The organism is Streptomyces sp. ME19-01-6, assembly GCF_033793745.1.
Classification (GTDB): Bacteria; Actinomycetota; Actinomycetes; order Streptomycetales; family Streptomycetaceae; genus Streptomyces.
This window is the reverse complement of the sequence record NZ_JARAXF010000012.1, coordinates 82086-102476: the sequence shown is the minus strand read 5'-3', so window position 1 is coordinate 102476 and position 20391 is coordinate 82086. Positions and strand designations below refer to the sequence as shown.

5 protein-coding genes are annotated in these 20391 nt (G+C 74.8%); 2 read left to right on the top strand and 3 right to left on the bottom strand.

The window, feature by feature from the left end; all coding sequences use genetic code 11:
- The first annotated feature begins 49 nt into the window (after positions 1-49).
- A complete protein-coding gene (locus PV419_RS25880) occupies positions 50-12322 on the top strand; it encodes a non-ribosomal peptide synthetase (RefSeq protein ID WP_319692697.1) in 12273 nt (4090 codons plus the stop codon).
- Positions 12315-17279: a polyketide synthase gene (locus PV419_RS25875; RefSeq protein WP_319692695.1), complete on the top strand. Its 4965-nt coding sequence runs from the start codon at positions 12315-12317 to the stop codon at positions 17277-17279. The genes PV419_RS25880 and PV419_RS25875 overlap by 8 nt, the downstream gene beginning before the upstream one ends.
- A gap of 49 nt (positions 17280-17328) precedes the next feature.
- Here PV419_RS25875 and PV419_RS25870 read toward each other — a convergent pair whose 3' ends face one another.
- From PV419_RS25870 to PV419_RS25860, 3 genes are read right to left on the bottom strand one after another with little or no spacing between them, the layout of a single operon-like run.
- On the bottom strand, positions 17329-18009 hold the full coding sequence (locus PV419_RS25870) for a hypothetical protein (RefSeq protein ID WP_319692693.1): 681 nt from the start codon (positions 18007-18009) through the stop codon (positions 17329-17331).
- Positions 18006-19049: a 4-hydroxythreonine-4-phosphate dehydrogenase PdxA gene (gene pdxA, locus PV419_RS25865; protein WP_319692691.1), complete on the bottom strand. Its 1044-nt coding sequence runs from the start codon at positions 19047-19049 to the stop codon at positions 18006-18008. The genes PV419_RS25870 and pdxA overlap by 4 nt, the downstream gene beginning before the upstream one ends.
- On the bottom strand, positions 19046-20362 hold the full coding sequence (locus PV419_RS25860) for a four-carbon acid sugar kinase family protein (protein WP_319692689.1): 1317 nt from the start codon (positions 20360-20362) through the stop codon (positions 19046-19048). Before PV419_RS25860 ends, pdxA begins: the two co-directional genes overlap by 4 nt.
- Positions 20363-20391 lie beyond the last annotated feature (29 nt).

Genomic DNA, 20391 nt, shown 5'->3' with positions numbered 1-20391 from the left:
CCCGGCGCGCAGGAACGCAGGAACGCAGGAAGAGGAAGCAGGAACAGCCATGGTTTCCCGTCCGACCCATCCCCTGTCCCCGTCCCAGTCCGGCATCTGGTACGCACAGAACCTGGATCCGACCAGCCCCGTCTACAACTGCCTGCAATACCTCGACATCCAGGGAGCGGTGGACACCGCCCTGCTCATCGACGCGATCAAACGCGTAGTCATGGAGGTCGACGGCCTGCATGTCCGCTTCGACGGCCGGTCGGACCCGCCGGGGCAGATCCTGCTGGAACCCAACGCGCCGCACATCGCTGTGCACGACTTCACCGCCGAGCCGGACCCGATGGCCGCGGCGCACACCTGGCTGCAGCGGTTCCTGCGCATCCCCTTCGACCTGGAGGCGGGCCACGTCAGCGACTTCGCGATCCTCGAAGTCGCCCCCGGGCGCACCTTATGGGCACAGCGCTACCACCACGTGGTCGCCGACGGATACGCCTTCAACCTCATCGCCCAGCGTGTCGCCGAGGTCTACCGCGCGCTGCGGGCGGGCGGCCCGGTCCCCCTGGCCCGGTTCCAGACCCTCGGCGAGGCCCTGGACGAGGCGGCCCACTATCGCACCTCGGCGGAGTACGCGGCCAGCAGGGCCTACTGGCTCGACCGCTTCGCCGACCGCCCGGCCCCCCTCGAGCTGACCGAAGGGAGCCGTACGGCCCTGACCGAGGGGAGCGGCACGGCACTGGCCGCGCACGAGGTGCGGCGGGCGGCCTTCACGCTGCCCGCCGAACGGCACCGGGCCCTGCGCGCGGCGGCACGGGAGGCGGGCACCAACTTCCCCCGGGCGCTCATCGCCACCGTCGCCGCGTACACCGCCCGTATGACCGGCCGTGAGGACATCGTGGTGGGCCTGGCCAGCCGCAGCCGCGCCACGCCCACCGCCGAGCGGTTCCCCGGGATGATGTCCGACGTCCTTCCGCTGCGGCTGCGGATCACCGCCGCCACGAGCTGGGCCGGGCTGCTCGCCGACACCCACGAGGCCGTGGCACAGGCGGTGGCGCACCAGCGCTACCGCGGCGAGGACCTGCGCCGGGAGCTCGGCTGGCCCGAGCGCAGACGTGTCGCCGGACCGCTGGTCAACCTGATACCGCCGCTGGGCACGATCGACCTCGGTGGTGCGTCGGGCACCCTGCACAACCTCTCCATCATGCCGACCGAAGACCTCACCCTGTGCTGTTTCCAGCACACCAGCAGCACCGGCAGCGAGGATCTGCGGCTCACCCTGGACGCGCACCCCGACCGGTGCGACGACGCCGCCCTCGCCGACCACCACGAGCGGCTGGTCACTCTGCTGGACGGGCTCGGCCCCGACACCGTCCACCGCCCCGTGGCGGGCTCCGGGTGCACCGGCCCCCGCGAGCGCGCCCGGCTCCTCGACACATGGAACGAGGCTCCGCGGCCCCTGCCCGAGGCGTCCCTGGGCGAGCTGTTCCGGCAGCAGGCCGCCCGTACCCCGGACGCGGTGGCCGTGGTCGGCGGCGATACGGAGCTGAGCTACCGGGAGCTGGACGCGCGGTCCGACCGGCTCGCCGGGCTGCTGCGCGAGCGGGGCGTACGCTCCGGCTCCACCGCCCTGGTGTTCATGGAGCGGTCCGTGGAGCTGCTGGTCGCCCTGCTGGCCGTCCTCAAGACCGGTGCGGCCTATGTGCCGTTGGACGAGCGGCAGCCCGCCACCCGCCTGCGCACGCTGATCGCCGAGGCCGACGGCGACCTGCTGCTGGTCGACGGCGCCACGCGCGAGTTGCCCGTGGTGCGCGAGCAGGACGGCGCGGGCCTGCCCGTCGCCGACGTGGCCGAGCTCGCACTGACCGCGCCGCCCGTGCCGCCGGCGCCGGACGAGCCGGTGTCCCCGGACGCGCCGGCCTGTGTGATGTACACCTCCGGCTCGACCGGGGTGCCCTCCGGCGTCCAGATCACCCACCGCAACCTCGTCGCCCTCGCCCACGACCGCTGCTGGTCGGGGGGCGCGCACCAGCGGGTCCTGTGGCACTCGCCGCACGCCTTCGACGCCGTGCAGTACGAACTGTGGGTGCCCCTGCTGTCCGGCGGGCAGATCTGCGTGGCGCCGCCGGGGGCGCTGCTCCCGGCCACGCTGCGCGGGGCGATCGCGCGCCACGGCGTGACCGCGGCGTGGCTGACCGCCGGGCTCTTCGCCGCCCTGGCCGAGGAGGAGCCCGACGCTCTGCGCGGCCTGCGCGAGGTGTGGACCGGCGGTGACGTGGTGTCCCAGGCGGCCGTGGCCCGGGTGTTCGACACCTGCCCGGGCATCGTCGTCGTCAACGGCTACGGCCCCACCGAGACCACGACATTCGCCACCCGCCACCGGATGACCCGGGCACCGCGGGGCCCGGTCCCCATCGGCCGGGCGATGGACAACACCACCCTGTACGTGCTCGACGCGGACGGGCGTCCCGTGCCCCAGGGTGCCCCGGGCGAGCTGTGGGTGGGCGGCGCGCATGTCTCGGCCGGTTACGTCAACCGCCCCGAATCCACCCGCGAGCGCTTCCGCGCCAACCCCTTCCACCCGGGCCGCATGTACCGCACCGGCGACCTGGTGCGCCTGGCCCCCGACGGCACTCTTTTCTTCCTCGGCCGCGCCGACGACCAGGTGAAGATCCGCGGCTTCCGAATCGAGCCGCACGACATCGAACTGAGCCTGGAACGCCACCCGGACGTGGCGCGGGCCGTCGTCGTGCCCCAGTTGGCCGCGGGAGGTGGAAGGCGCCTGGTGGCCTACCTGGTGCCCACGGCAGAGCAGAACACGGCCGCGCCGGACACGGCCGCGCCGGAGAGCGGCGGCGGGGAAGCCCACGAGGTCGAGCGCGTCCGCGAGTGGCAGGACGTGTACGAGGACATGTACCGCGAGGGCGACCAGGCCGCGCTCGGCGAGGACTTCGGCGGCTGGATGGACAGCTACCGCGGCACACCCATCCCACGGCACGAGATGCGGGAGTGGCGCGACCGCACCGCCGACCGCGTCCTCGCGCTGCGCCCGCGCCGCATCCTGGAGATCGGGGTCGGCAGCGGGCTGCTCCTCGCCCGCCTGGCCCCGCACTGCGCGGAGTACTGGGCCACCGACTTCTCCGAGCGCGCCGTCTCCCGGCTGGCGGCGAAGGTGCGCGAGGACGAACGGCTCGCAAACCGATTACGGCTGTTGCGGCGCGAGGCCCGGGACCTGTCGGGCATCCCGCTGGAACACTTCGACTGCGTCGTCGTCAACTCGGTGGTGCAGTACCTGCCGAGCGCCGCCTACCTGTCCACGGCGCTGCGCGGCGCGCTGGACGCCCTGACGCCCGGCGGACACCTCTTCGTCGGAGACGTACGGCCCAAGAGGCTGCTGCGGGAGTTCCGCACCGGAGTGGAACTCCGGCGCCCGGCGGCCGAGGACGGCCACGAAGACCTCGCCGGGCTGAAGCGCGCGGTGGAGCGCGCGGTGCTGCACGAGAAGGAACTCCTCGTGGAGCCGGAGTTCTTCACCGAACACCTGGGCGCGCTGCCCGAGGTCGCCGGTGTCGATGTGCGGGTCAAGCGCGGCCGAGCGCACAACGAACTCACGCAGTTCCGCTACGAGGCCGTGCTGCGCAAGGTGTCCGCCGGCGCAGAGCCCTATTCGTGCGCCGACGCGACGGTGGCGCGCTGGGGCCACGACGTCGCCGACCTGGCCGATGTGGGCCGCTACCTGCGCGACAAGCAGCCGTCCGCGCTGCGGCTCGCGGGGGTGCCCAACGCCAGGGTGCTTCCGCTGCTGCGGGCCGAACACGAGGTGTGCGCGGGCACCGGTGTCGCCGCGGCCCGCGACGCCCTCGACGGCGGTGTCTTCGACGACGGTTTCGACGACGGCGGTTGCCCCGACCCCGAGGACTTCGCCGCGCTCGGCCGGGGCCTTGGCCTGCGCACCGTCCTCACCTGGGCAAAGGCGGCGGACGGCAGTCTCGACGTGCTGTTCCTGGACCCCACTGCGCTGCCCGAGAGCGTCGGGCCGAAGGCGCCGGACTTCGTCTCGGACGCCTACCCCAGGCGCCGTACGCTTGCCGCGGACGCTCCGGCGGAGGCGTTCACCAACCAGCCGATCCGGCCGGAGCCGCACCCCGAACTGGCCGCGGCCATCGAGGCGTACGCACAGCACCAGCTGCCCGACTACATGACGCCGTCCGCATATGTCGTGCTCGACCACCTACCGCTGTCCGTCAACGGCAAGGTCAACCGCGCCGAGCTCCCGCCGGTGGCGGACCCGGCCGGGGCCCCGCCGGAGCCCGCCGACGAGACGGACGCCGGGGTCACCGCCACCGCCACCCCCACCGAGCGCGAACTCGCCGCCATCTGGTCCGACCTGCTGCGGACCGAGGTCGATCCGGCCGAAGGCCCCGACTTCTTCGCGCTGGGCGGACACTCCCTCCTCGCCACCCGCCTCGTCTCGCGGGTCTCGGCGCGGCTCGGCGTGGACATCTCCCTGCGCACCGTCTTCGAGAAGCCGCGCCTGACGTCCCTGGCCCAGGAGCTCGACGCGCGCCGCGCCCCCGCTGAGGTGTCCGAGGAGGTGCCCGGGGACGTATCCGGGGAGGCGTCCGATACACCGGGGGACCGCTTCCCCGCGTCCGGCTTCCAGGAGCGGATCTGGCTGGACGAGCGGCTGCGCGGCACCGGCTCGTTCTACAACGTGCCGCTCGCCTGGCGGGTCCGGGGCGGGCTTGACCCGACCGCCCTGCGCGGCGCGCTGGGCCAGGTCGTGGCGCGGCACGAGGCGTTGCGCACCCGCTTCGTCGAACGGGAGCCGGACGGCAGGCCGCAGCAGGTCGTCAAAGAGCCGTGGGTCCCGGAGGTGGTGCACCGCGTCGCCGAGGGCGCCACCGGCGAGAGCCGCCTGGCCGACGCCCGCGCGGCACTGGACGCCCTCGCTCAGGAGCCCTTCGACATCGCCTCGGGACGGCTGCTGCGCGTCATGCTGGTGGACCTGGAGGAGGACGGCCGGGACCAGCTGCTGATGTGCGCTCTGCACCATCTGGTGTGGGACATCGGCTCCGAACCGGTCTTCCTGCGCGACCTGGAGCGGGCCTACGCCGAGTGCGTGGGGCAGGCCGTCCAGGCGGCCCCGTATCAGGAGTACCCGGCCACCCCGCACCAGCAGCGCATGGCCTTCGTCGAACACTTCGAGCGGGGCACGGTGTACGAGGACGCCCCCGTCTACCACAACGTGTCCCAGCTGCTCGCCCTGGACGCCATCCCCGCAGAAGGCGAGCTGCGCCAGGCGGTCGCGGCGGTCCTGGATCGCCACCCGGCGCTGCGCACCACGGTGGAACTCTCCGGCGGGACCTGCACCCAGCGCGTCCACGAGCGTGTGCCCGTCGAGTGTGCAACCCTCACGGACACCGCCCCCGACGGGGTCGCCGCCTGGCTGCGCCGCCCCTTCCACCTCGCCGAGGGGCCGCTGTTCCGGGTCGCGGTCGCACCGCGGGGCGGCACGGGCGAGGGGTGCGCCCTTGTGCTCGTCGCGCATCTCGCCGTGGCCGACCGGGCCTCGCTGCGGACCGTCGGCCAGGAGCTCGCGACCCTGCTCGACGGCGGCCAACTGCCGCCCGCGCCATCCTCGTTCACCCAGTGGTGGCAGGCGCGGGACACCGAGGCCGAAGAGCGTCAGACGGCCCGCCTCGCCGAGCTGCTCGACGGCGGAAGCGGAGCCCTGCGACTGCCCGAGGACCGGGCGAGGGCCGCCGTCCACATCTACGAGGAACACTCCCTGCCGGTCGACCTCCCGGACGGTACGGGCCTCGCCGGGCTCGCGCGGCGCGAGGGCGTCAGCACCGAGGCCGCTCTGCTCGCGGCGTACACCACCCTGCTCATGTGGTACTCGGGGCAGACCGATCTCACCGTGGGCGTGGCGAACCCGCGGCGTGACACCGCCACGGCCCATGTGGTGGGCCCGATGGACGACTTCCTGCCGCTGCGGCTGCGCGGCGGCCACGAGCAGTCCTTCGCGTCCTGGGCCCGGGCGTGCGAGGCGGGCCTGAGGGAGGTGCGCGCCTGTGGGCACGCCCCCTTCGACGAGGTGGCGCGGCGTGTCGCCCCGCCCAAGGACATGAGCCGGACCGCTCTCTTCGACGTGGTGTTCGACTTCGAGCACGACGCGCCCGAAGGCCAACCGTCCACCCCTGCCGTCGGCCTGGGCAAATGCGATCTGCTCCTGACGCTGCGCCCCACGGCCGGCGGCGGGGACGGCGACGGGGTCGGCGGGCGGCTGGTGTTCAACGGCCTGTACTACGACCCGGCCCGGATGCGGCTCTTCGCGGAGCACTGGCAGCGCCTGCTGCGCGACGCGGCCACCCGGCCCGACACCCTCCTCGGCGCCTTCGAACCGCTCACGGAGGCCGAGCGCCACCGCCAGATCGAGGAGTGGAACGACACGGCCGCCGACTACCCGCACACCACGCTTGCCCGCCTGGTGAGTGAGCGGGCCGCGCGTCACCCGGACCGGGTGGCCCTGGCCGGCGGCGACGGCACGCTCACCTACCGGCAGCTCGTCGAGCGCGCCGAGCGCCTGGCCCGGGTCCTCGTGAACCACGGCGTACGACCGGGCGACACCGTCGGACTGCGCGTCGAGCGGGGGACCGCGCAGATCGAGGCCGTCCTGGCCGTGCTGCTGGCGGGGGCGGCGTACGTGCCGATCGACCCGGCCGTACCGGCGGACCGCGCGGCCTTCATCCTCACCGACAGCGCGGCGACCCTGCTGCTCACGAACACTGCGCACACCGCTGATCCCGGCTTCGCCGGCCCGACCGTACGCCTCGACGAGATCGACCACACCGCCGCGCCCCCGCACCGAGAGACCCTGCCCGAGCCCGCCCCGGACGACCTGGCCTACGTCATCTACACCTCGGGCACCACCGGCCGCCCGAAGGGGGTGCGGGTCACCCACCGCAATGTGGTGCGGCTGGTGGCGGGCGACCGGCTGCCGTTCCGCTTCGGGCCCGACGACGTGTGGGTCCTTGCCCACTCGTACGCCTTCGACTTCTCCGTCTGGGAGATCTTCGGCTGCCTCGTACACGGGGGCCGGCTCGTGGTGCCGGACGGCGACGAGCTGCGCGACCCACGGCGCGTGGCGGAGCTGGTGCGCCGCCACCAGGTGACGGTCCTCAACCAGACCCCGAGCATGTTCGCGCAGCTGGTCCGGGTCACGGACACCGAGGAGCGACGCATGGCGAGCCTGCGGTACGTCATCCTCGGCGGGGCCAGATTCGCCCCGGCCACCCTCGGCGACTGGCCCACCGGCCACCCCGGCACCGAGGTGGTCAACATGTACGGGATCACTGAGACCACCGTGCATGTCACCGCCCGGACCATCACCGCCGAGGACATCGCGGCCGACCGCAGCCCGATCGGCACGCCCCTCCCGACCACCACCGTCCGCCTCCTCGACCCGCACCCCGCCGCGGGGCGGCACCGGATGCTGCCGGTCGGCGCGGTGGGGGAGATCTGCGTCGGCGGCGAGGGGGTGGCGGCCGGGTATGTGGGACGGCCGGAGCTGGAGCGTGAGCGGTTCGTGCCCGACCCGTACGGTTCCGGCCGCCTCTACCGCAGCGGTGACCTGGGCCGCTATCGGCCCGACGGCACGCTTGAGTACCTGGGCCGGATGGACGACCAACTGCAGGTGCGCGGCTACCGCATCGAGCCCGCCGAGGTCGAGACCTGCCTGACCGGGCACCCCGATGTCGCGCAGGCCCAGGTCACTGTGGACGAGGCGGACACCGACCGCCTGGTGGCCCACCTCTGGTGCCCCACGAACGCGCCCGACGCGGGAGAGCTGCGCGCCCGGCTCGCCGAGCGGCTGCCCGCATACATGGTGCCCTCGGTCTTCAAGGTGGCGGACCGTATCCCCCTCTCGGTCAACGGGAAGGTGGACCTCGCCGAGCTGGCCGCCCGGAGCACCGTGCTCACGGACGGGGCGGGCAGCGCCCCGCGCACCGAGACGGCCCGGGCCCTCGCCCCGCTGTGGGGCGACCTGCTGCCCGTGCCGGAGATCTTCGCCGACACCTCCTTCTTCGAGGCGGGCGGACACTCCCTGCTGGCCGCCACCCTGCTGTCCCAGGTGTCGACGCGCTTCGGCGTCGACCTGCCGGTGCGCACGGTGTTCGAGCACCCGCGGCTGGGGGACCTGGCGGACCGGATCGACGAGGCGCTCGCGGCGCGCGGACACCGCCCCCCGGGCCCGGCCGGGCCCGCCGCCCACGACGGACGGGATACGGAACGGGCGGCGGACGCGGCGGACGGGGTGCTCGTGCCCGCGTCGGACTTCCAGCGCCGTATCGCCCTCGACGAGCAGCTCTCCTCCGGCCCCGACCGCTATGCGATGCCCCTGGTGTGGCGGGTGCGTGGCGGACGCCTGGAACCCGGGCGGCTGCGCCGGTCCCTGGACGCCGTCGTGGCCCGCCACGAGGCGCTGCGCACCGGGTTCGTGGAGCGCGGCGGCCGGCTGTGGCAGCGGATCGGGGAACCCTGGTCGCCGCCCCTGGAAGAGGTGGACCTGTCGGGTGTGGACCCGGCCGAGCAGGACGGGCGGTGGCGGGAATGGGTCCGCGAGGTCGCCGGGGCACCCTTCGACCCGGCCTCCGGCCGACTGCTGCGGCCCGCCCTGATCGACCTGGGCGAACACGGCCAGCTCTTCGTGCTGTGCCTGCACCACCTCGTGTGCGACGGCCCGTCCCTGGTGCCCCTCGTCCAGGACATGAACGCGGTGTACGAGGGCGCGGGGCTGGGCGATGAGGTGGTGCAGTATCGGGAGTTTGTGCGGGTGCAGGGTGAGTTGGTGGGTTCGGTGGCGGGTCGTGCGGGGGTGGAGCGGTGGTGTGGGCGGCTTGCGGGGGCTCCGGCGTATGTGTCGTGGCCGGAGCCTGGGGTGGTGGAGCCGTCGGGTGTGGTGGAGGTTCCGTTGGGGGTGGGGGTGTTGGAGCGGTTGCGCGGGGTGTCGGAGCGGGAGAGTGTGTCGTGGTTCATGGCGGTGGCGGCGGGGTTCGCGGGGGCGTTGCACCGGTGGAGTGGTGAGCGGGATGTGACGTTCGGGTGTCCGGTGGCGAATCGTGGGGGTGAGCGGTTCGGTTCGGTGGTGGGGCCGTGCACGAACACGGTGGTGATCCGGTCCGTGGTGGACGAGGACACGACGGCGCTTTCGCTGCTGCGCGGAATGCGGGAGCGGGTGCTGGAGGCGTTGGAGGACCAGCATGTGCCGTTCGACCAGGTGGTCGCCGCGCTCAACCCCGAGCGCCGCTACGGCATCACCCCCTACGCCGGAGCGGTCCTCAACCTGGCGCCGGTGGACGACGGCTACCCCCTGGGCGGCACCGTCCTGACTCCGGTGATGAGCAGTCAGCTCGCCGCGGAGCAGAAGTTCCCGGTCACCGTCACCGTCTTCCGCGAGGACGGGACGGACCGCGTGGGCCTGTCGTACCGGGGCGACCAGCTGAGCCGACGGGACGCCGAGGAGCTCGCCGGGCTGCTCCGCGAGCTGCTGACCGCCCTGGCCGACACCGCGCACACCCCCGTACTCCGACAGAGCGCTGCCGCCGGGGTGGTGCAGTATCGGGAGTTTGTGCGGGTGCAGGGTGAGTTGGTGGGTTCGGTGGCGGGTCGTGCGGGGGTGGAGCGGTGGTGTGGGCGGCTTGCGGGGGCTCCGGCGTATGTGTCGTGGCCGGAGCCTGGGGTGGTGGAGCCGTCGGGTGTGGTGGAGGTTCCGTTGGGGGTGGGGGTGTTGGAGCGGTTGCGCGGGGTGTCGGAGCGGGAGAGTGTGTCGTGGTTCATGGCGGTGGCGGCGGGGTTCGCGGGGGCGTTGCACCGGTGGAGTGGTGAGCGGGATGTGACGTTCGGGTGTCCGGTGGCGAATCGTGGGGGTGAGCGGTTCGGTTCGGTGGTGGGGCCGTGCACGAACACGGTGGTGATCCGGTCCGTGGTGGACGAGGACACGACGGCGCTTTCGCTGCTGCGCGGAATGCGGGAGCGGGTGCTGGAGGCGTTGGAGGACCAGCATGTGCCGTTCGACCAGGTGGTCGCCGCGCTCAACCCCGAGCGCCGCTACGGCATCACCCCCTACGCCGACGTCGCCCTGACCCCCGTCGTCCCCGAGACCCGGGCCCCGTCGCTCGGCGGCCACCGCCTGCGGCGGTTCGCGCTGAGCGGCGATGGCGCCGACTGGGCCGCCAAGGGCGCCGTGACGGTGTCCTTCCAGGAGCAGAACGGCACCCTGCGCGGACTGCTGGCCTACCGCGGCGACCGCATCGGCCGCGCGGAGGCCGAGCGGCTGGCGGCGCTGACCGCCGCGGTGCTCGCCGATCTCGTGGACCGGCCCGACCGCCCGTTGGCCTCGCTGCCCCGCGTCGGCGCCGACGAGCGCGCCGCGCTCGCCGTGCTTGAGCAGGGGCCCGCCGCCGCGCCGCCCACGACGGTGCCGCACCTGATCGCCGCGCGCGTGAGGGCCACACCGGACGCCACGGCCATCGACACCCCCGAGGGCCCGCTCGGCTACGCCGCACTGGACGCCCGCGCCCGCCGGCTCGCGGCGCGCATCGAGCGACCGGTGGGCCAAGGGCAACCGGTCGTGGCCGTGCTGCTCGACCGGGGGCCCGACCTGGTCGTGGCGATGCTGGCGGCGTGGTACGCCGGTTGCGCGTACTGCCCGGTGGACCCCGGATACCCGCCCGAGCGCGTCGCGTACATCCTCGACGACCTGGGCGCGCGGGTGGTCCTCACCGACGGCGGACACCAACTGCCGGACCAGGTCACCGCGTTCCATGTGACCGAGGAGACCCAGAACACGGCGGACGGCGGCCCCGTGGCCGCCGCGACCGGGCTGCCCAGCCCCGACGACCCGGCGTACGTCGTCTACACCTCGGGATCCACCGGCCTGCCCAAGGGCGTCGTCGTCCGCCACGGCGGGCTCGCCCAGCACGCCCAGTGGTTCGCCGACCTGCTCGCCCTGGGGCCGGCCGACCGGGTGAGCCAGCTCATCAACGTCGGCTTCGACGCCGCCGTCTCGGAGATCTGGCCGACCCTCACCGCGGGCGCGGCACTCGTTCCGCACCCCGGCACCGTGTTCCCCGGCGAGGTGTCCGCGTGGCTGGACACCCACCAGGTGACCGTCGCCGTCGTGCCCGCGGCGCTCGTCGAGACCATCTGGGCCCACGGCGAGCCGCCCCGGGCGCTGCGCCGGCTGGTCCACGGTGGCGCGGCGCTCGGCTCCGCCCCGCCGCCCGGCCTGCCGTACGGGCTGGTCAACTGCTACGGGCCGACCGAGGCAACGGTCACCGCCGCCAGCCACATCCTCACCCCCGGCGAGGCGGACTTCCGCCCGGGGCGCGTCGGCCGCCCGGCGGCCGGGGTCCGCGTCCACGTGGTCGACGAGTCGGGCCACCGCTGCCCCGTCGGCGTCAAGGGCGAGATCCTCATCGGCGGCAGCGGAGTGGCGCTCGGCTACTGGCGACGCCCCGAACTGACCGCCGAGCGGTTTCTTCCCGACGGTCCCGAAGGCGCGCCCGGCCCCGTCTACCGCACCGGGGACCTGGGGCGCTGGCTGCCCGACGGAACATTGGAGTTCATCGGCCGGGCGGACCGTCAGCTCAAGGTGCGCGGACACCGCATCGAGCCGGAGGAGATCGAGGCCCGGCTGGCCGCGCACCCGCTGGTCGCCCAGGCCGCCGTACGCGCCTTCGAGGCCGCGTCCGCGCGCCTGGTGGCGTACGCGGTGCCCAGCGCCGACGCGGCCTCCGCGACCGTGACCGCGACCGCGACCCAGGCGGTGCTCGGGGCGCTGCGCGAGACGCTGCCGCCCCCACTGGTCCCGGACGCTCTGGTGTGGCTCGACGCGTTGCCGCTCACCCCGCACGGCAAGGTCGACCACGCGGCCCTGCCCCGGCCCGGCCGCGCGGACCTGGTGGGCGCGGCCCCGGCCGTGGCGCCCCAGGACGACCGGGAGCGGCGCATCGCGGCCCTGTGGCGCGAGGTGCTGGGCGTGGACACCGTCGGCGTCCACGACAACTTCTTCGACCTGGGCGGCGACTCGCTGCGCCTGGCCACCCTGCAGCGCCGGCTGGAGGGCGCCTTCGGTATCGAACTGCCTGTCCAGCGGCTCTTCGAACACGCCACGGTGCACGCCATGGCCCGGGCGATCGACGGGCCGGACGAGCGCGAACACGCGGCCTCGGCGGCAAAGGACTTCCGCGAGCGGGCCCGGAAGGGACGCCGGGCCAGGCAACGCGACCGACGCCCGGCGACCGACCGGAAGGAGGGAACCGATGCATGAGGACGCCGTGGCCATCGTCGGCATGGCCTGCCGGCTGCCGGGCGCCGGGGACGTCCGCGCGTTCTGGGACAACCTGGTGGCCGGCCGGGACACCGTCTCCCGCTTCACCCCGGACCAGCTCGCCGCCGCGGGCACAGACCGGCGGCTCGCGGAGCGGCCGGACTTCGTGGCCGCGCGCGGAGTGGTGGCCGGAGCCGACCGCTTCGACTGGTCGTTCTTCGGCTACAGCCTCGGCGAGGCCCGTGGCATCGACCCCCAGCAGCGGGTGTTCCTGGAGTGCGCGAGTACCGCCCTGGACGACGCGGCCATCGACCCGCACCGCTTCCCGGGCCCGATCGGGGTGTTCGCCGGGTGCGACGCCGTGCCCCTGGGCGCCTCGCAGGAGGAGCTCGTCAGCCAGACCCTCGGCCGCGACAAGGACTTCCTGGCGACGCGGGCCGCGTACAAACTCCGGCTCACCGGGCCCGCGCTGACGGTGCAGACCGCCTGCTCCACCTCGCTGGTCGCGGTGCACCAGGCGGTGCAGAGCCTGCTCGGATACGAGTGCGACGCCGCCCTCGCGGGGGGCGTGGGGCTGTTCTTCCCGCAGGTGACGGGCTATGTGTACGAGGAGGGCGGCATCCTGTCGCCCGACGGCCACTGCCGCCCGTTCGACGCCGACGCCGCGGGCACCGTCTCCAGCTCGGGCGCGGGCGTCGTGGTGCTGCGCCGGCTGGAGGACGCGCTGCGCGACGGCGACCGGGTGGTGGCCGTCATCCGCGGCACGGCGGTCAACAACGACGGGGGAGACAAGGCCGGGTTCACCGCGCCCTCGCCGGGCGGGCAGCGCGATGTCATCCTGGCGGCCCTGGGCCGGGCCGACGTCGACCCGGCGGACGTCGGCTACGTCGAGGCACACGGCACCGCCACCCGACTGGGCGACCCCGTCGAAGTGGCCGCGCTCACCGCCGCGTTCCGCACCACCACGGACGCGGTGGGGTCCTGTGTCCTGGGCGCGGTCAAGGGCAACATCGGACACACCGGCTCGGCCTCCGGCGTCAGCGGCCTGATCAAGACGGCGCTGCTGCTGTGGCACCGGGAGCTGGTGCCGACGATGCACTTCCGACGGCCCAACCCGCTGATGAAGCTGGAAACCACGCCGTTCACCGTCGCCGACCGCCATGGCCCCTGGCCCGAGGGCCGGCCGGCGCTCGCCGGCGTCAGCTCCTTCGGCGTCGGCGGGACCAACGCGCACGCCGTCCTGGAAGCCGCCCCGACACCACGCGCCACCGGCGCCGGGGCGCGCGGGCCCCGCCTGCTGGCGCTGTCCGCCTCGTCTCCCGAAGCGCTGCGCGCCGCCCGGAGCGACCTGGCCCAGCGGCTGCGGGACGACCGCCCCCCGCGCCTGGACGAGGTGGCGCGCACCCTGGCCGACGGCCGGCGCCGCTACGCACACCGCGCCACGGTCGTCGCCCGCGATGTGGCGCGGGCCGCCGAAGCGCTGAGCGACCTCGGGGAGCCCCTGCCGGACGGCCCGGCGACAGCCGAGCCGACCGGCGTCGCCTTCCTCTACCCGGGCCAGGGCACCCTGTGCCCGGGCGGAGCCGCCGCCGGGGCGTACGCCGTGCTGCCCGCGTTCGCCGAGGCCTTCGACGAGGTTCGCGCCTGGGCCCGGCAAGAAGCCGACACGGACCTCTCGCCACTCCTGAGCCCGCGGACACCACCGGAGTGGTACCACGACCCCGTTCACCAGCAGCTCGGCCTCTTCGCCCTCGGACACGCCCTCACCCGCACCCTGGACGGCTGGGACATCCGGCCGAGCGCCGTGATGGGCAACAGCATCGGCGAGTACGCCGCCGCCCTGGCGGCCGGGGTGTGGGAGCTCCCCGACGCGCTGCGCCTGGTGCACACCCGGGCGCTGGCCACCCGGGACACCGCTCCCGGCCGGATGCTCGCCGTCGAGCTGGTACGGGACGGCGACCGCGAGGCCGTGACACGGGCGTTGGAGCAACTGCCCGGGCCCCGGCCCGCGGTGGCCGTGGACGGCCACGACCGCCTGGTCCTCTCCGGGCCTCCGGAGGCGGTCCAGCGACTCGCCGAGCGGCTGGAGGGCCGGCCCGCCCGCCTGCTGGAGACCAGCAGGGCCTTCCACTCCCGGCAGATGGCCCCGGCCGCGGCCGCGCTGCGCGCCCGCGTGGCGCGGCTGACCGCGAACGCACCTCGAACACCCCTGGTGTCCAACGTCACCGGTGGCTGGGCCACCCCCGGCGAGGTGGCGTCGGCCGACTACTGGGCCGCCCAGCTGACGGACACCGTGCGGCTGCGGCAGGGTCTGGACACGCTGTTGTCGGGCGGCGCCGAGGTGTTCGTCGAACTCGGGCCGGGCGCCTCCATGAGCCGGGCGGTCCGCGACCACCCCCGCCACACCGCGCGCCACCTCACGGTCCCCCTGCTCGACGGCGCGACGGACGACGCCGAGGCGCGGGTCCTGGAGGCGGTCGGCAGGCTCTGGGAGGCCGGGCTGAGCGTGGAGGTCGGGCAGTTCGCGGGCGGGTCCCGGCAGCGCTGCTCCCTGCCGCCCCACCCCCTGGACTCCAGGCCCTGCGGCACCGGTACCGACCAGCCCGCGGCCCCGGCCGTACCGGCTACGGCAGCGCCGGGCCCGGCCCCGGCCACGGCCGTACCGGCCCCGCACCTGCCGCGCGCCGCGCCCGCGGCGACGGCGCACGCGGCGACCGCGCGGCGGATCGCCGAAGACCTGCAGGCCCCGCCGGCCGCGGACCGGCCCACGCTGTCCGAGCGGCCCGGCCTGGTGCGCCGCCTCGACGAGTACACCGCGGCCCTGGCCACCCGGCTCGGGTTGCGGATCGGCCGCCTCGCGCCCGGCGACGCCGTGAGCGCACGGGAACTGACGGACCGCCTGGCCGGACACGGCGAGCTGGCCGGACCGGCCCGGCTGATGGTCCGGGCCATGACCGAACACGGCTTCCTCACCGAGGAGGCGACGGGTGCGACGGATGCGGAAGACGCGGCCCCGGGCGGCCAGCGCCTCCTGGTCCCGGACGACATCGAGGAGCGGCTGCGCTCCGCGCTCGACCCGGCCCGGCTCGACGAGGCGCGCGGGCTGCGCCGGATGCTCGACCACTGCGCGGGCGCGTATCCGGAGGTGCTGGCCGGCGAGCGCGAGCCGGTCTCCGTGCTGTACCCGGACGGCAGCGATACGTTTCTGCGCGCCTGCCTGACCGACAACACGGTCGATGTCGCCGACGCGGGACCCTGCCTGGACCAGCTGGCGGCGGCCGTGGCCGCGAGCCGGGGGCCGCGCGAGGCGGGCCGGCCGCTGCGCGTGCTCGAGGTCGGCGGCGGAAGCGGAGAGCTCACCGGGCGGGTGCTGGAGTCCTGGCCGGCCCATCCCCAGGACCTCTACACCTTCACCGACGTCAGCGCCCTGGCCCTGAGCCGGGCCCGGGAGCGCGCGGCCGAGCGGGGCCGGGGACAGGTCCGGTGCGCACGGCTCGACCTCAGCAAGGACCTCGGCACCCAGGGGTTCCCCGCCCGTGGTTTCGACATCGTGCTCGCCTACAACGCCCTCCACGTGGTGCCCGACCTGCCCGCGACGCTGCGCCGACTGCGCGGGCTGCTGGCCGCGGGCGGCTGGCTGGGGGCCGTCGAGGTCACGCGGGTGGCGCTGTGGACCCACTTCATGTGGGGCCTGGCGCCCGGCTGGTGGGACTTCGCCGACGACCTGCGCACCGACTCCGTCCACCTGCCCGCCGACGAGTGGCGGCGGGCACTCGACGACGCCGGCTTCTCGGACGTCGCCGTGGTGCAGCGGCCCTCGGCGGACCACGCGGTGCTGCTGGCGTCGGTCGACGAAGCGGTCGCCCCCTCGGTCCCTTCCGGGGCGCCCGGCCCGCGCCCTTCCGCCGTCCAGGATTCGCCAGAGGGGGCGGCCGCCCAAGCACCTGCCGCGGCCGCGGGGTTGGCAGGCATCTGGAACCAGCTCCTGGGGACGTCCTCGGCACGCGACGAGGACGACTTCTTCGCCCTGGGCGGCGATTCGCTCATGGCCGTACGGCTGCGCGGCCGCATCCACGAAGACCTGGGGATCGCCGTACCGCTGGCGGATTTCCTGGAACAGCCGACCTTCGGCCGACTGGCCGCGCTGGCCCAGGAGACCCGGGACGCCGGAGGCGCCGGGGACACCGGAGCCGCCGGGGGAGAGCGGTCGGAGCGGGCCCCCGCGGCGCCCCGCGAACTGGTCCGCTTCCACGAGGGCGACCGGGGCACACCCCTCTTCCTCGCCGCCCCCGCGGCCGGGAGCTCGCTGTGCTACCGGGAGTTCGCCCGGGCCATCGGCGGGGACCGGCCCGTATACGGGATCGACGCCCCGGGGCTGCTGAGCGGCGCGCCCACCCCCGACCGCGTGGAGGACCTGGCCGCTCACCACATCCGCGTGCTGCGCGCGGTGCGGCCGCACGGCCCGTACGCGGTGGGCGGCTGGTCGGTGGGCGGCCTGGTGGCCCACGAGATGGCGGCGCAGCTGGAGCGGGCCGGTGAGCGGGTGGAACTGCTGCTGTTCCTCGACGGCTTCGCCCCGGACAGCGGCGGCCGCCCCCTGGGGTCCGCTCCCCAGCACCTCGCCGCGGGCCTGTGGCACCAGGCGCTGGTCGCCCTCCAGATCGGGCCCGCGGGCCGGGCGGTGCGGTCGGTGCCCGGTGTGAACAGGGTTTTCCGGGCCTATCTGCGGGCCATGCTGCGCTATCGGCCGAGGCCGGTGTCCTGCCGTACGGTGCTGTTCAAGGCCGGTCTCACCCACCGGACCGAGGCGCGGCTGCGCACCTGGCTGAGTGGCCTGCATCCCGGCGGACTGACCGTCCTGCCCTGCTCGGGCAGGCACTGGACCATGCTGACCGAGCCCCACGCCTCGGCCCTGGCCCACCAGGCGCGCCGGGCCCTGGACGGCCCGGACCGCTGAGCCCGGCCGCCCGGACGCCCCGCTCCGGAGCGTCCGGGCGGCCAGGTGCTCAGCGCCGGCGGCTCGCGTCGAGTACGGCCCTCAGCAGGTCGTCGACCCCGCGCGAGGCGGCGTCGACGCGGAAACTGCCGTCCAGCACGGCGGTCCCGGCGGTGAACCCCCAGACGCCCGCGCCGCACAGCGCGGCGATCCGTTCGGCCCGGTCGACGCTGCCCGCCGCCAGAACGGGCACATCGACGGCGGCGACCACCGCGGCGGCCAGCGCCGCGGCGTCGCCCGCGAAGCGGTAGGCGAGCAGGTCGAGGCCGTGCACCCCCGGTGTCCCGGCCAGTTCCTCGGCGCTCGCCACGATGTCGGCGGCGTCCCCGCACAGCACGCTGGGGTGGCCCTCGACGCGGCCGGGGAACGGCCAGTATTCGACGGGCGCGCCGTCGAGGACCTTGACACCCTCGGCGACATGGGTGCCGCCGAGGACCACATCGACGCCGAGCCCGACCGCGGCCTCGATGCTGCGCAGCTCGTCGGCGGCGTCGACGCTGACGACCTCCAGATACGCGCGGGCGCCGAGTTCGTGGATGCGCCCGGTGAGACCGCGCAGCTCGCCGTGGGGCAGGCCGACGTCTTTGAAGCCGATGTGGCGCAGCCCGACGCCGCTGACGCTGTCCAGGACGGCGTGGGCGTCGGCGACGGTGCGGTCGTCGCGGGTGAGCATGAAGACGAACTCGGTCAAGAGGTACTCCTGCGGGACGGTCGGCGACGAGCGTGTACGAAGTCGAGGGCGCTGCGGATGGCGTAGCGGAGGCTTCCGGCGTCGGCGCGGCCGGTGCCGGCGATGTCGAAGGCGGTCCCGTGGTCGACGCTGGTGCGGACGAAGGGCAGGCCCAGCGTCACGTTGACGCCCTCTTCGACGCCGAGCAGTTTGATGGGGATGAGCCCCTGGTCGTGGTATTGGGCGACGACGATGTCGAACTCGCCGCGGCGGGCGCGCATGAAGACGGTGTCCGGCGGGTGCGGACCGGAGGCGTCGATGCCCGCGGCCCGGGCCGTCTCGACGGCGGGACCGATGACCTGGGTCTCCTCGTCGCCGAACATCCCGCCCTCGCCCGCGTGCGGGTTGACGCCGGCGACCGCGACGCGGGGTGACTCGATGCCGAGGGCGCGCATTTCGTCGTGGGCGAGTTCGATGATGTCCAGGACCCGTTCGGTGGTGATCTCGGTGAGCGCCTTGGACAGCGGCAGGTGGGTGGTGACGAGTACGGTCCGCAGGTCGTCGTTGGCCAGCATCATGGCGTGGCGGCGGGCGCCGGTGAGCGCTGCCAGGGTCGCGGTGTGGTCCGGGTGGGCGATGCCCGCGGCGTGCCAGGCCTCCTTCTGGACGGGGGCGGTGACGATGCCGTCGAGCCGGCCGTCCATCGCGAGGCGTACGGCGGTCTCCAGGTAGCCGAACGAGGCCCGTCCGGCCTCGGCGCGGACCTGGCCGAAGGGCAGGTGGTCGGTGGGGTCGCCGGTCCGCAGGACCCGGACCGCACCTTTCTGACGGACCGGTGACCCAGGGTCCTCGACGGTCTCGAAGGGGACGGTCAGGCCCAGCAGCCGGGCGGCCTGCCGCAGCCGGGCGGCGTCGCCGACCACGACGAGGTCGGCGTCGTGCGACCGGGGATCGGCGAGGGCGCCGACGGTGATCTCGGGGCCGATGCCCGCGGGGTCGCCCATGGTGACGGCGAGCCGTGGCCGGGCCGGGTCGGTGGACGCCTGTGCGGACGTCGTCATGCGGTCCTCCGGGTGAGTGCGGCGACGGCGGCGATCAGGCTCTCCGGATCGCCGAAGCCGCCGGCCTTGCTGATGACGGGGTGGGGCCGGGCGCCGCTCAGGGTGCCGAGCGGGATACCCGGGGCGACGGTGCCGACCGTGTGGATGGCGGAGCCGCCGAGGGCGCCACAGACCGCGCGCGCGGTGTCTCCTCCGGTCAGCAGGAGTCCGAGGCCGGGCAGCGCGCGGGCACAGGCGGCCCCCAGGGCAGCCAGCTCCCGCAGCTGCCGGGCCGCGGCCGCGGGGTCCTCCTCCAGGGCCTCCGGGGTGGTGAGCGCGACGGCGGTCTGTGTTTCGAGGAGGTGGGTGAGGTGGTCGGCCGGGTCGGCGTGCCCGGCGAAGTCCGTGGTGGCGAAGACGGGGACGCCGTCCTCGCGCAGCCGGGCGAGCTGCGCGCGGGTCGTGGGGTGGCGGCTGCCCACGAGGACGAGTGCCCGCCCGCGGGAGCCGGTCACGGGCGCGGTCACGGGGGCGCGTACGGGGGAGCGGTCCGGGCCGAGCGGATCGAACGGAACAACCGCCTCCCACAGGCCGGGGCTGCCGCACAACACCACGTCGGCCGCGTGGCCGACGACCGCCGCCGCGATCCGGTCCAGGTCCTCGCCGGTGGTGGCGTCGACCACGAGGGCCCGCAACGGCGCGACCTCTCCCGCTGCTGCCGGGGGTTGGGCGAGGGCGGAGGACAGGGCCGCGGCCAGGTCGTCCCGGGTGGGCGCGACGGGGATGACGCGCATCCCCTCCCCGGCCAGCGGGGCGAGGACCGAGGAGTCCGTCACGGGCCGCACCGGGTCCCGGCCGGCCGGGCCGTGGTGCACCGGGACGCCGTCGGCGTATTGGTGGCCGCGCACCGTGCGCCGGTCGTACGCGGGGCACGCGGGCGCGACCACGGCCACGGTGCGGCCGGAGGCGCGCATGACGCCGACCAGTTCGGCGGGCCAGTTGCCGCGCAGGGAGCTGTCCATCGTCTTGTAGATGCCGACCGGGCCGACAGGACCGTCACCGCCCCTGGCCCGGGCGAGCAGCCGGCCGGTCGCCCGCTGGTGGCGCAGAGCGGCCTCGCCCCGTGGCAGATGGCGGCTGTCGAGGTCCACACACGGCCATCTGCCGCCGTCGGTGGCGGACGGGGCGTCGGGGTCCAGTACCACCGTGGCGGTGCGGCCGGTGTCGGCGAGGTGGCCGGCCGCCTCCGCCGCGCTGGTCAGATCGTCGGCCAGCACGACGAAGCGTGGGCCCGGCGGCGCGGAGGGCGAGGGGCCCGTCGTCGTGGTCGTCATGCGCTGTCCGTTCCGTGCGAGGTGGCGGG

What these genes read in the sequence shown, in the direction of transcription:
- pdxA (WP_319692691.1), bottom strand. Translation starts at nt 19,049, where the DNA reads ATGACGACGTCCGCACAGGCGTCCACCGACCCGGCCCGGCCACGGCTC.
- PV419_RS25860 (WP_319692689.1), bottom strand. Translation starts at nt 20,362, where the DNA reads ATGACGACCACGACGACGGGCCCCTCGCCCTCCGCGCCGCCGGGCCCA.
- PV419_RS25875 (WP_319692695.1), top strand. Translation starts at nt 12,315, where the DNA reads ATGCATGAGGACGCCGTGGCCATCGTCGGCATGGCCTGCCGGCTGCCG.
- PV419_RS25880 (WP_319692697.1), top strand. Translation starts at nt 50, where the DNA reads ATGGTTTCCCGTCCGACCCATCCCCTGTCCCCGTCCCAGTCCGGCATC.